Genomic DNA, 13,368 nt, shown 5'->3' with positions numbered 1-13,368 from the left:
GTATTCGTCAGAAACATTCGATGGACCTGATCGGTTGGCCGGGGTGACAGTGGGGACACCGCCCACCGAAGGAGCCACGTGACCGTCCTGGACCACTCCCGCACGAGCGCCACCCGCCCGACCCGCACCCCAGTCGGATCCGGATCCGGATCCGGATCCGGGCTCCTCCTCGCGGCCGTCGTCTGGTCCGGGAGCTTCGTCGTCTCCCGGGCGCTGCACGACAGTGTGCCGCCCGTGCAGGCGGCGTTCTGGCGGTGGGTGATCGCGCTGGTCGCGGTCGCGCCGTTCGCGGTGCGGCAGGCGTGGCGGGAACGGGCGCTGCTGAGACGTCACTTCGGGTACGTCGCGCTCGCCGCACTGCTCGGCATCACCGTGTACAACACGCTGGTCAACCAGGCCGGGGTCACCACCTCCGCGAGCAACATGGGCATGATCATGGCGGCCGCGCCGGTGCTGATCGCCGTCTTCGCCCGGCAGCGGATCGGCGGACGGCGGGCCGTGGGGCTGGTGATCGCGCTCGTGGGTGTGCTCACGCTGCTGTGCAAGGGCTCCCCGGCGGCGCTGCTCCGCCTCGACTTCACCACCGGCGATCTGTGGATGCTCGCCGCCGCCCTGTCGTTCGCCGGGTACAGCGCGCTGCTGCGCCGCAAGCCGGCCCGGATCGGCCAACTGCCGTTCCTGTTGGCCACCTTCGCGCTCGGGGCGACGCTCCTGGCGCCGGTGTACGTCGTCAGTCTCGTGACGCAGGGCGGCTTCGCGCCCTCCACCGGGACGGTGGGGCCGCTGCTCTACGTCGGGGTGTGTTCCTCGGCTGTCGCCTTCTTCGCCTGGAACAAGGCCATCGCGCTCATCGGCCCGGCCCGCGCGGGAATCGTCTACTACCTGCAGCCCGTCTGCGTCGCACTGCTCTCGTTCGCCCTGCTCGGCGAACGCACCGGCCCGCTGCAGATCCTCTGCATGGCGCTGATCCTGGCCGGTGTCGCGCTCGGCGCCTCCGGTCCGGTCACCGCCAGGCGGTGATCAGTTCCTCGGGCACCACGGCCTGGACGCCGTCCACCGACACGCCGCTGCGCGCCACCGCGATCAGCGGCGTCGAGGTGTCCGCGCCGGGCAGCCGGGAGCGATGGACGATCAGCTTCGCGAGGTCGTGCGCGTCGAAGGGCCGTTTCTCCAGCCACTTGACCGAGCCGACAGCCGTGATGCGCTTGGCGATCGGCCCCCGGTCGGCCGCGACGATGTCGATCTCGGGATCGTTGTTGCGGGTCCAGTAGCCGCCGACCGCGCCGGTGTCGTCCGGCACGCCGCCCACCCGCATGCGGAAGAGGGCGTCACGCACCACGGGTTCGATCGCCCGCCCGCGCCACGAGGTCCACGTCTGCAGGATGCGCGCGAACGTCAGATCGCCCCGGCCGCGTTCGATCTCGGACATGTACGGTCCGAGCAGAGCGAGCCAGAAGCGCAGGTGCGGGTCGGCGACGTAGTAGCGGGTCTCCTTGGAGGGGCGGGTCGACAGCGGGGTGATGGCCTCCACCACCCGCTTGGCGGTGAGCAGTTGGAGCGAACGGTTGAGACTGGTGGGGGGGAGGTCGCCGGCCGCCCGGCCGATCAGGGTGCGGGTCCGCTCACCCGAACCGATGGCCCCCAGGACCAATCGCGCCTGTGCGTCGGCCGGGAACTCGGCGGCCAGCGACCGCTCCCCGCTCACCAGCAGCGCCGACGTCGGGTCCTCGACGACCTCGGCGAGGTAGTCGAAGACCCCCGCGCCCCGGGGCCACTCCTCCAGGACGAGCGGCAGCCCGCCGGAGACGAGGAAGGCGTCGAAGGCGTCGGCGGGCGGCAGCTGCAGCATCTCGGCCACGTCGGCGGGGCTCAGCGCGGGAACCACCATCTCGGTGCCGCGCTGGTGGAACGGGCGGTCGTAGTCGTTGAGCCGCTCCATCATCGCCAGATCGGAGCCGACGCAGAGCAGCAGCACCGGCTTCCTGGACAGTTCCCGGTCGAAGAGCTTCTGGAGGGTGCCCTCGAAGCCGGCGTCGTTCTTTATCAGGTACGGCATCTCGTCGAGGACGACGGCGCTCGGCCGGTCGTCGGGCAGGGCGGCGACCAGCAGGCGCAGGGCGGCGTCCCAGTCCCTGGGCGACTGGCCGATCAGGGTGGCGGCGCCGGGCAGGTCGGATGCCGCGGCGGTCTCGACGAACATCCGCAGGTCCGCCTCCGGGTTGGACTGCTGCGAGGCGGTGAAGAAGACGCTCGGCAGCCCGGAGCGCTCGATGAACTCCTCGACCAGCCGTGACTTCCCCACCCGGCGGCGGCCGCGGATCAGCATCGCCTTGCCCGGCCGCCCGGTCCGCCCGCCGTCCGCGACGCGCCGCAGCATGCGGTTCAGCGCGGCGAGCTCCGGCTCCCGGCCGATGAAGTTGTCCATTGCGGCCACCTGATCAATAGGTCCATATGTGGTACAACCAAAATTGAACATACCAGAAATGGATGTGTTCTGCGTCACTCAGGACACGCGTGAGGCCCCGGACCTGGGGTCCGGGGCCTCACGCGGAGCCGGTACTACGCGGTGGCCGCCGCCGCGTCCGCCGCCTGGGCCTTCAGGGCGCGTTCCACACCCGAGCGGGACTCGATGACGAGCCGGCGCAGGGCCGGCACCGGGGTCGCCGAGGCGAGCCAGGCGTCGGTGGCGTCCAGGGTGTCCTGGGAGACCTGGAGGGCCGGGTAGAGACCGATCACGATCTGCTGGGCGATCTCGTGGCTGCGCGAGTCCCAGACGCCCTTGACCGCGCTGAAGTACCGCTCGGTGTAGGGCGCGAGGAGCTCACGCTGGTCGGTCTGGACGAAGCCGCCGATCGCGGACTCCTGCAGGGAGTTCGCGAGCTTGTCGTCCTCGACGACCGCGGCCCAGACCGCGGCCTTGGCGTCGGCGGTCGGACGGGCGGCGCGGGCGCCGGCCGCGTGCTCCTCGCCGGCCGAGGTCGGGTCGAGGGCGAGCTCCGCCGCGATGGCCGCCTCGTCCGCCTGACCGGTCGCCACGAGCCGGTGCAGCAGGGACCAGCGCAGCTCGGTGTCGACGGCCAGGCCGTCGATGACCTGCGTGCCGTCCAGCAGCCCGGCGAGCAGCCCGAGCTGCTCCGGGGTGCGGGCGGTCGCCGAGAAGGCGCGGGCCCACGCGAGCTGGTGGTCGCTGCCGGGGGCGGCGGCGCGCAGCTGCTCCAGCGCGGCCTCCGTCCAGCGGGCCAGGCCGGTGTCGCGCCAGGCCGGGTCCGCGTACAGGTCGAGCGCGAGCTTGAGCTGGCGGTGCAGCGACTGGACGACGCCGATGTCCGACTCCTTGGTGATGCCGGAGAGCACCAGTTCCAGGTAGTCGCGGGTGGCGAGCTCGCCGTCACGCGTCATGTCCCAGGCCGCGGACCAGATCAGGGCACGGGGGAGGGACTCGGTGAAGTCGCCGAGGTGGTCGCGGACGACGGCGAGGGACTCGTCGTCGAGGCGGACCTTGGCGTACGTCAGGTCGTCGTCGTTGAGCAGGATCACCGCGGGGCGCGCGGTGTTCTGCGGGAACGGCACCTCGGTCAGCTCGCCGTCGACGTCCAGCTCGATACGGCTGGTGCGGACCAGCTTGCCGTCCTGGAGGTCGTAGCAGCCGACGGCGATGCGGTGCGGCCGCAACACGGCCTCGCCCTTGGCGCCGGCCGGCAGTGCCGGGGCCTCCTGGCGGACCGCGAAGGACGTGATCGTGCCGTCCTCGGCGAGGGTGATCTCCGGGCGCAGGATGTTGATGCCCGCGGTCTCGAGCCACGCCTTCGACCAGCTCTTCAGGTCGCGGCCGGAGGTCTTCTCCAGCGCGCCGAGCAGGTCGGACAGCTGGGTGTTGCCCCAGGCGTGCTGCTTGAAGTACGCCTGCACGCCGGCGAAGAACTCGTCCATGCCGACGTAGGCGACGAGCTGCTTGAGCACCGAGGCGCCCTTGGCGTACGTGATGCCGTCGAAGTTGACCAGGACGTCGTCGAGGTCGTTGATCTCCGCCATGATCGGGTGGGTGGACGGCAGCTGGTCCTGCCGGTACGCCCAGGTCTTCATGGAGTTGGCGAACGTGGTCCACGACTGCGGGAACTTGCTGCCCGGCGCGTACGCCTGGCAGGCGATCGAGGTGTACGTGGCGAACGACTCGTTCAGCCAGAGGTCGTTCCACCACTCCATGGTGACCAGGTCGCCGAACCACATGTGGGCCAGCTCGTGCAGGATGGTCTCGGCGCGCGTCTCGTACGCCGCGTCCGTCACCTTGGAACGGAAGACGTACTGGTCACGGATGGTGACCGCGCCCGCGTTCTCCATCGCGCCGGCGTTGAACTCCGGTACGAAGAGCTGGTCGTACTTGGCGAACGGGTACGGGAAGTCGAACTTCTCCTCGAACCAGTCGAAGCCCTGCCGCGTGACCTCGAAGATCGCGTCCGCGTCCAGGAACTCGGCCAGCGACGGGCGGCAGTAGATCGCCAGCGGGACGCTGCGGCCCTCGCCCTCCCACGTGCTGTGCACGGCCGTGTACGGGCCGGCGATCAGCGCGGTGATGTACGAGGAGATGCGCGGCGTCGGCTCGAAGCGCCAGACGTTGTCCTTGACGTCCTCGGCCTTGGGCGTCGGGGAGTTGGAGATGACCGTCCAGCCCGCCGGGGCCTTCACCGTGAACCGGAAGGTGCCCTTGAGGTCGGGCTGCTCGAAGCTGGCGAAGACGCGGCGCGCGTCCGGCACCTCGAACTGGGTGTACAGGTATGCCTGCTTGTCGACCGGGTCGACGAAACGGTGCAGGCCCTCACCGGTGTTGGTGTAGGCGCAGTCCGCGAAGACCCGCAGCTCGTTACGGCCGGCCGGCAGCGACGGCAGGGCGATGCGCGAGTCCGCGAACACCTCCGCCGGGTCGAGCGCGGTGCCGTTCAGCACCACTTCGTGCAGGGTCGGGGCGACCAGGTCGATGAATGAGGAACCCGCCGTCGCGGCATCGAAACGCACCGTGGTCACCGAGCGGAAGGTGCCCCCGTCCTGCGCGCCGCTCAGGTCGAGGTCGATCTCGTACGCGTCCACGGTGAGAAGGCGAGCACGCTGCTGCGCCTCCTCGCGGGTGAGGTTCGTGCCAGGCACGGTAGGCCACTCCTTAATGAAGACTGACCGCCATCCTCGCACGCTGCGCGGGCCGGGATCAGGGTCTGCACCAGCTCCGGCCTCGGGTTTTCCCCACCCCCAAGACGCCGGGAACCGGCATGGTCCGGGACCCCGGGTGATCCGTAACTTCGGAAGGGTCGTCGGCAACCGAAACAGAGGACATCATGCGACTCCGGTCGAAGCACTCCAGCACCGCCCCCACGGCCCCCGCGGCGCCGCAGTACCCGCCGCGGACCAGCGGTGACACCGCGCCCGGCCGTAACGGGACGGGCTCAGGTGCCGCCGTCGAGCTGCGCTCGGTCCGCCGTACCTACGGCCGCGGCGACTCCACCGTGCACGCGCTGCGCGGCATCGACCTGGCGCTGCCGCGGGGCAGCTTCACCGCGGTGATGGGCCCCTCCGGTTCCGGCAAGAGCACCTTCCTGCAGTGCGCCGCCGGGCTCGACAAGCCGACGGCCGGCACCGTGCACCTCGGCGGCGCCGACATCACCGGTCTCAACGAGAACAAGCTCACCCAGCTGCGCCGCAGCCGCATCGGCTTCATCTTCCAGTCCTTCAACCTGTTGCCGTCGCTCACCGTGCAGCAGAACGTGCTGCTGCCGCAGCGGCTGGCCGGAGGCCGCCCCGACCGGCGGCGGGCGGCCCAGCTGCTCGCGCAGGTCGGCCTCGAAGGGTACGGAAGCCGGCGGCCCGGACAGCTGTCCGGCGGCCAGCAGCAGCGGGTGGCCATCGCCCGCGCCCTGATCACCGCGCCCGAGGTGGTGTTCGCCGACGAGCCGACCGGCGCCCTGGACACCAACACCGCCCGCGAGGTGCTGGGTCTGCTGCGGCACGCCGTGGACCGGCTCGGCGCCACCGTCGTCATGGTCACCCACGACCCGGTCGCCGCCTCCTTCGCGGACCGGGTGCTCTTCCTCGCCGACGGTTCGTTCGCCGGCCACCTGGAGCGCCCGGAGCCGACGGAGATCGCCGACCACATGGTCGCGCTGACCACCGGCGGCCGCCCGGAGCGCGTTGCGAGGGCCGCCGCGTGAACGGTCTCGCCCGCGCCTCCGTGCGCTTCCGGCCGGCGTCCTTCGCCGGCACGTTCATCGCCCTGCTCTTCGCCGCCGCCATCATGACCGCCTGCGGCACCCTGCTGCAGACCGGGATCGTGGCGCACCTCACGCCCGAGCGCTACGCCGGTGCCCCGGTGGTCGTCGCCGCCGACCAGCACGCCCGGATGACCGTCGGCCACGGCGAGGACCGCGACGAGGAGGCCGAGCCGCTGCCCGACCGGGCCCGCGTCGACGCCGGGCTCGCGGACCGTATCGCCCGTGAACCGGGCGTCGCCGCGGCCGTGCCCGACGTGGCCTTCCCCGTGCAGAGCAAGGCGCTGCCGGCGCTGACCGGCCGCGACTGGTCGGCCACCGCGATCGGCACCGCCCCGGCCGCGAAACCGCTCGCCGAGGGTCGCGCCCCGGCGGCGGGCGAGGTCGCCCTCGACGCCGCGACGGCGCACGCCGCGAAGCTCGGCACCGGCGACACCGTCACCCTCGTCACGCCCGCCGGCACCGGCGGTTACCGGATCTCCGGTCTGACGGCGGAGGGGTCGGGTTCCGCCACCGCCTGGTTCGAGGACGCGGCGGTGGGCCGGCTCGCCGGCCACCAGGGTCAGGCGGACGCCATCGCCGTCTACGCACGTACCGGTGTCAGCACCGAGCAGCTCGCCGGACAGGTCGAGCACGCCGTCGGCGGGCACGCCCTGGTGCAGACCGGGGACGACCGCGGTGAGGTCGAACACCCCGAACTCGCGGGGGGCAAGGAGATGCTGGTGGGACTGGGCGGCTCCTTCGGCGGCATCGCCGCCATGACCGCGATCTTCGTCGTCATGGGCACCGTCGCCCTCGCCATCGGCCAGCGCAGCCGGGAGATCGCCCTGCTGCGGGCGATCGGCGCGACCCCACGGCAGATCCGCCGCACCGTCGCCACCGAGGCGATGATCGTCGCCCCGCTCGCCGGCGCGGCCGGCATCCTGCCGGGACTGGCGCTCGCCCACTGGTGGTTCGGCCAGCTCGCCGACCGCGGCGCGGTGCCTGCCGGACTGGAGGTTTCCACCGGCTGGATCCCCATGGTCAGCGCGGTCGGCGCGGGCCTGCTCGGCTCGCTCGTCGCCGGTTATCTGGCCGCCCGCCGGCCCTCCAAGGCCCGGCCCAGCCAGGCGCTGGGCGAGGCGGCGGTGGAGCGGGGACGCCCCGGGCCCGTCCGTACGGTGCTCGGCGTGGCGGCCCTCGCCGGCGGCATCGTCGTGGCGTCGCTCGCGGCCCACGCCACGGGGGAGGACGCGGCCAACATCGCGCTCGGCGTCGTGATGCTCTTCATGCTCAGCGTCGCGCTGCTCGGACCCGTCGTCGCCTGGCTCGCCGCCACCGTCCTCGGACTGCCGCTGCGAGCGGGGGCCGCGCCCGCTGCGCTCGCCGCCGCCAACGCCCGTGCCAACTCCCGCCGGCTGGCCTCCGCGATCACCCCGATCGTGCTGGTCATCGCCTTCTGCGGCACGTTGGTCTTCATGCAGAGCACCATCAAGCACGTCTCCGCGGAGCAGGTGCGCGACGGCGTGGTCGCCGACCAGATCGTCAGCGGCACCGGCGCGGGACTGCCGTCCACGACCGCCGCCGAGGCGGCGCGGGTGAAGGGCGTGGACGCGGCCGTCGGCGTCCTGCGCACCGGGGTCCTCTACCGCTCGGCCGGCTCCTTCATCGGCGCCTCCACGCTGGGGGTCTCCGGGAACCCGGCCGACCTGGCCAAGGTGCTCGACGTCGGCGTCAAGGAGGGCTCGCTGACCGGGCTGGCGGCGAACGACACCGTCGCGCTGAACAGCCTGCTCGCCGACACCGCCAAGGTCTCGGTCGGCGACCGTATGGAACTGTGGCTCGGCGACGGCACAACGGTGCACCCCCGGGTCGTCGCCCTCTATGAGCGCGGTCTGGGCCTCGGCGAGGTACTGATGCCGCGCGCCGCGGTCGCCGGACATGTGTCGGTCGCGTACGACAGCCAGGTGCTGGTCCGTGACATGGAGGGCGCCGACCGGGCCGCCGTCGCGAGTGCGCTGCAGCGGCTCGACGCCCCCGGCGTCGCGGTCACCGACCGGGCCGGCTACACCGCCCAGGTCGACAAGGACCTGGAGCTCAACGCCTGGGCCAACCGCGTGATGGCCGCGGTGCTCGGCGGGTTCGCCGCCGTCGCTGCCGCCAACACCCTGGTCATGACGGTCCTCGACCGGCGCCGCGAGGTCGCCCTGCTGCGGCTGGCGGGCACCACCCGCCGCCAGGTGCTCGGGATGATGCGCTGGGAGGCGCTGCTCGTCGGCACCGCGGGGCTGGTGATCGGAACGGCCATCGCCTGGGCGACGCTCAGCCCGATCGCCCGCGGGCTGACCGGCGGCGCCCCCTACGTACCGCCCACCGTGGCGGCCGCCATCGCCGGCGGTGTGCTCCTGCTGGGCCTGGCCGCCACCGGCCTGCCGGCCCGGGCGCTGCTCCGCACCCGCCCGATCGAGGCGGGCGCGGGCCGCGAGTAGCGGACGCCGGGGAACACGACGGGGCGGGTGCTCGTGGGAGCACCCGCCCCGAGGCGGTTCTACAGCTGATCAGCCGGCGGTCAGCCGGTGACCTTCTTGATGATGACGCTGCCGGTTCCGGCGATGGTGCCGCGGGAGTTCAGCAGCTGCACCTCACCGAAGAACTGACGTCCTTCGGGGGCTGGGGACGCGGCCACGACCTGCGCGGAGAAGGACGCCGAGGCGCCGTTCGCCAGCGAGACGGTCTTGGTCTCGTCGACCTTGACCTGGCCGAGCGAGGCGGCGAAGTACACGTCCTTGTAGTTGTACTCCGTGGTGCCCGCCGGGACCGAGTAGCCGGTCACGACGACGGTGTACGTACCGGCCGCCGGGTTGGCGACGCTGACCGCTTCCTCGGAGTCGCCGTCCGCGGACGAACCGACCTTGGTGGAACCGAGGTAGACCTCGAGGTCGAGGTCGGCGCCGGTGTCCGAGGTGGAACCGATCGCCACGTCGAGCCGGGAGGCGCCGGGGCCGACGACCAGCGTCGTCTCCTTCGTCTCGCCCTGCGCGATGGTCGGGCGGGCGGTCAGCGCGGAGCCGAGGGCGCCGCCCTTCAGCTTGCCGTCAAGGGCGGCGAAGCCGTTGGTGACCTTCCAGTTGACCGCGGCGGGGGTACCGACCGTGGCCTCGTCGAGGGTCTGCACGGCCGGGTCGAAGGACACACCCAGCACCGACGCCGTGACGGCGTACGGGTTGTTCAGCAGCGGCGAGGTACGGCGCGCCTCGACCTCGATCTCCCAGACGCCCGGCAGCGGGTCGGTGTACGACCGCAGGTCCGGACGGCACTTGTTGTTCGGGTTCACGTAGTTGAGGTAGCACGACGGGGTGGACGTGTCGTCCATCGGAACGCCGTACGGGTTGATCGCGATGAACCGGGTCTGGCTGGTCGCCTGGATGCCGCCGAGGGCGATCTCCAGGGACTTGGCGCCGGCCGGCACGTTCAGGAAGTACGAGGTGGTGCTGTTGCGCTGCACCACGCCCGACTCCTTGGTGGAGAAGGCGGGCTTGGCCAGCGGCTTCGAGACCACGACGGTGGCCAGGATCTGCTGGTCGGTGCCCTTGGTGCGCTTGTCGTCCACGGTCAGGATGACGCTGTGCAGACCGGTGGTCTTCGCCTTCGCGGTGACCTTGACGGTGACCGGCACGTTCAGCGGCAGCGAGACCTCGCTGCTGCCGGCGAGCTTGAAGGTGCCGTCGTTGTTCACCAGCGCCAGCGCGTGCTTGACCGGACGGTCGGAGCCGGTGGTGCGGGTGATCGTGACGTCGTACGTCCGGGTCTGGCCGGTCTTGAGGCCGCCCTCCCGGTCGTAGATGCCGGTGCCGAAGCCCGGGGTCTTCAGGAACGCCGACAGCGCGGTGTCGACCGGAGCCTTGACGGTGTACTCGTTGGCCGAGACACCCGCCTTGATCAGGTTCCAGGCGCCGTTGATGTCGATCAGACCGGAGCCCTCTTCGTACGCCTGCGTGCCCGCGATGTGCTTCGCGGAGCTCGTCAGCGCGGTCCGCAGGGCGGCCGGGTTCAGGGCGATGTTCTTCTGCTTCGCGGCGGAGATCAGCAGTGCGCTGGCCCCCGCGGCCTGCGGGGAGGCCATCGAGGTGCCCTGCAGCATCGCGTAGCCGGGCGGCAGGCTGTAGCCGGCCTCGGCGACCGGGCTGCCGGCCTCCCAGGTCGGGACCGTGTTGATCGACGCGCCGGGCGCGGTGATGGTCGGCGTGAAGCCACCGTCCTCACGCGGGCCGCGCGAGGAGAACGGCATCATCTGGTACGCCTTGTCCACCTGCGAGCCGTAGTTGGCCGCCCAGGTGTCCTTGGAGATCGACGCACCGACGCTCAGGACCTTGTCGGCCAGGCCGGGGTCACCGATGGTGTTGGCACCCGGGCCGCTGTTGCCGGCCGAGATGACCAGCTGGACGCCGTAGGTGTCGATGAGGCGCGTGTACAGCTCGGCGCGCGCGTTGTTGGCGTCGTTCAGCGCGGGCAGGCCGCCGATGGACATGTTGACGATGTCCACGCCGTGGTTCACGACGAGGTCGATCATGCCCTCGGTGAGCGCGACGTTGGTGCAGCCGCCGCTCCAGGTGCAGGCGCGCGAGGAGACGATCTTCGCGCCGGGAGCCGCACCGCTCATCTTGCCGCCGAACAGGCCGTTCGCGGAGGTGATGCCCGCGACGTGGGTGCCGTGCTCGGACTGGACGAGGCCGATGTTGACGAAGTCGGCCTTCTTGCCGACCCAGTCGCCGCCGTACGGGTCCGTCGGGACGTCCTTGCGGATCTGGACGACGAACGGGATCGACTCTGAGATGGCGGTCGCCGGGTTGTCCGTCCCGAAGTGCGCGATCTGGAAGCCGTTCTTGTACGGCTTGAGCGCCTCGTCGTCGCTGAAGTCACCGTTGTTGTTCAGGTCGACGCGCACGGTGCCGGCGGCGGCGTCGTAGAGCACGCCCCAGACATCGGTGGTGTCGCCGTCACGGTTGAGGTCGCCCGCCATGTCGCCGCCGACCGTCGCGGCCTCGGAGAACGTGTTGAACATGTACGAACCGGCCGGCGCGGTCCAGGTGCGGCCCGCGATGGTGAAGGTGGGGCCGGAGACCGCTGCCGTCATGCGGCGCCAGGTGGCGTCGCCGTCGGTTATCGGGTCGGTCGCGGTGACCCAGTCGACGATCTTGCGCTCGCCGGTGGTGGTCTTCTGCAGCGCCGGGTGACCGAGGTCGACACCGGAGTCCAGGATGCCGATGGTCACGCCGCGGCCGTCGGCCTTGGGCTGGTTCTTGACGAAGTCCACCGCGCCGGTCTCGAAAGCGGGCTGGTACGGGTTCTTCACCGGGGTGCTCGCGCTGGGACCGGGGTAGGTCTTCGCTGCGGCCTTGCCCTTGGCCTTCGCGCCCTTGGCGGTGTCCGCCACGGGCGTCGGGTCGTCGAGCGCGATCTCCTGCTTGAGGTCGATGCCGTGGACCGAGGTCAGCTTCTGCGCCTTGGCGATCGCCGCGTCCGCCTTGGCGGTCGGGACGGTCGCCCGCACGTAGCCGAGCTTGTCGTAGGTGCTCCCCACCGAGGCACCGGAGGCACCGAGCTGGTCGACGACCTGCTTGGTGGTGCCGGGAGCGGTGGCGATCATCATCGTCACGGTCTTGTCGCCGTCGGACTTGGCCTTGGCCAGGAGCTCCGCGTCGGCAGAACCGAGCTTGTCGGTGGAAGCCTTGACCGGGGCGGAAGCGGGGCCGCCGGTCGGAGTGCCGCTGGGGGTGTTGTCGGCGAACGCGGTGGCGGACCCGGTCGCGGCCAGTGCGGCCACCAGGCCCGCGGCGAGCGCGACGCGGGCCACGCGTCTCTTGGCGCGTATGTGATCGAGAGGCATGGGCATCCTTGTTCGGAAAACGGTGCCGGTTGACCGCTAAGAGTCACGTAAGCGACCGGTGTTTGTGGAGAGTTGTCCGAGGCAGGATGTGGACATGACGTATTTCCGCCATACGCCATGACCGGCAAAGCACGCGTAAAGGAGTAAAGCGCCGGTCAACTCGGGGTCACGACCACGTAAGCGGCCGGAGTCCGGTCCGACGAAGCCATCAGCGCGGTGCGCACGACGGTCGCCTGCTGCTCGAGAGCGTCCCGCAGTTTCTTCGGGGTGAGGTGGACGACGGTGATGCCGAGTCCCTCCAGGTGCTCGCGCTTCTGCGCGTACTGCGACCACAGGGCGTCGTCGTCCTGGCGGGGTCCGCGCGCGTCGATCTCCAGCGCCACCGCGTGCTCCGGCCAGTACGCGTCCACGCCGCCCAGCGACGGCCCGCCGGGCAGCCGCAGATCGACGTGCCACACCGGGTCCGGCAGGCCGTAGCAGGTCACCATCTCGTACAGCCGGCCCTCGGCGAGCGCCCGTCCCTCCGCCAGCAGCGCGTCCACCGCGTCCACCACGTGCGGCCGGGACAGCAGCCGGGCCCGGCTCAGCTCCCGGACCACCGCGGCGGCTTCGCAGTGCCCGCCGCGCACCGCCTCGGTCAGCAGCCGCCGTACGGTTTCGGCGTCGTCGAGGTCCGCCACCGCGTCGGCGAGCGCACGCGGCACCGGGGCGCACGGCAGTCCGGTCACCTGCTGCGGCCGGGGCAGCGTGTGCGCCCGGTGGATCGCCACGTCCCCGGCGTCCCGCAGCCGCCGCTGGCGCGGCACCAGGACGTCGATCCGGTCGATCCCCAGCAGCGGCGGCACCGAGGAGAACCGGTGCAGGGCCAGCGCCGCCAGCCCGGTGACCATCGCCTCGCCGTCGCCCGGACCGCCCGTGCCGCCCGGCTCGCAGCCCGCGTACAGCAGCGCCGCCCGCAGCCGTTCGTCACTGGTGGGCGGTCCGGCGTGCAGCAGGAACACCTGCGGCAGCAGCTGCTGCCACGGGCCGCCGGGCCGGCAGCGTTCCGCCAGGGTGCTCGCGGTCACGCCGTGCTCGCGCAGCTGACGTGTCGTCAAGATCCTTTGCTGGGTGCGGGAGAGGTGGTCCAGGGGGCGCGGGGTGTGCGGTGCGTTGTGGTTCATGTCGGGTTGGTTCCGCCGCCGGACCGCCCGCTAACCGCTGTTACACAGCCGTCGACAAACCGGGACAACTCCGCACTAAAGTTCAGGC

The 13,368-nt window shown here is 71.6% G+C and carries 7 protein-coding genes; 3 read left to right on the top strand and 4 right to left on the bottom strand.

What is annotated here, in order from left to right; all coding sequences use genetic code 11:
- Window positions 1-78: 78 nt before the first annotated feature.
- Window positions 79-1,020, top strand: a complete 942-nt coding sequence (locus C8250_RS17405) for a DMT family transporter (RefSeq protein WP_138357660.1) — start codon at window positions 79-81, stop codon at window positions 1,018-1,020.
- Here C8250_RS17405 and C8250_RS17400 read toward each other — a convergent pair.
- Together C8250_RS17400 and pepN are read right to left on the bottom strand one after the other, a co-directional pair.
- Complete coding sequence (locus C8250_RS17400) at window positions 1,004-2,425, bottom strand: DUF234 domain-containing protein (RefSeq protein ID WP_138357659.1); 1,422 nt, start codon at window positions 2,423-2,425, stop codon at window positions 1,004-1,006. The two genes, C8250_RS17405 and C8250_RS17400, sit on opposite strands and share 17 nt — an antisense overlap.
- 134 nt (window positions 2,426-2,559) lie before the next feature.
- Entirely contained in the window at window positions 2,560-5,139 is a 2,580-nt protein-coding gene (pepN, locus tag C8250_RS17395) for an aminopeptidase N (protein ID WP_138357658.1), read from the bottom strand.
- Between the two features lie 185 nt (window positions 5,140-5,324).
- On the opposite strand from pepN, the gene C8250_RS17390 reads away from it, so the two are divergent.
- Both C8250_RS17390 and C8250_RS17385 read left to right on the top strand, forming a co-directional pair.
- Window positions 5,325-6,194, top strand: coding sequence for an ABC transporter ATP-binding protein (locus C8250_RS17390; protein ID WP_138357657.1), 870 nt, complete (start codon window positions 5,325-5,327; stop codon window positions 6,192-6,194).
- Complete coding sequence (locus C8250_RS17385) at window positions 6,191-8,719, top strand: FtsX-like permease family protein (protein ID WP_244809176.1); 2,529 nt, start codon at window positions 6,191-6,193, stop codon at window positions 8,717-8,719. Before C8250_RS17390 ends, C8250_RS17385 begins: the two co-directional genes overlap by 4 nt.
- A gap of 80 nt (window positions 8,720-8,799) precedes the next feature.
- Here C8250_RS17385 and C8250_RS17380 read toward each other — a convergent pair whose 3' ends face one another.
- Together C8250_RS17380 and C8250_RS17375 are read right to left on the bottom strand one after the other, a co-directional pair.
- Window positions 8,800-12,117 carry a S8 family serine peptidase gene (locus tag C8250_RS17380; protein WP_232484966.1) on the bottom strand — a complete coding sequence of 1,106 codons (3,318 nt, stop codon included), beginning with the start codon at window positions 12,115-12,117 and terminating at the stop codon, window positions 8,800-8,802.
- 155 nt (window positions 12,118-12,272) lie between these two features.
- Entirely contained in the window at window positions 12,273-13,280 is a 1,008-nt protein-coding gene (locus C8250_RS17375) for a hypothetical protein (RefSeq protein ID WP_138357655.1), read from the bottom strand.
- Between the last annotated feature and the right edge of the window lie 88 nt (window positions 13,281-13,368).

The sequence above is a fragment of the Streptomyces sp. So13.3 genome (genome assembly GCF_005860785.2).
Taxonomy (GTDB): domain Bacteria; phylum Actinomycetota; class Actinomycetes; order Streptomycetales; family Streptomycetaceae; genus Actinacidiphila; species Actinacidiphila fildesensis.
This window is presented reverse-complemented; position numbering and strand designations above follow the sequence as displayed.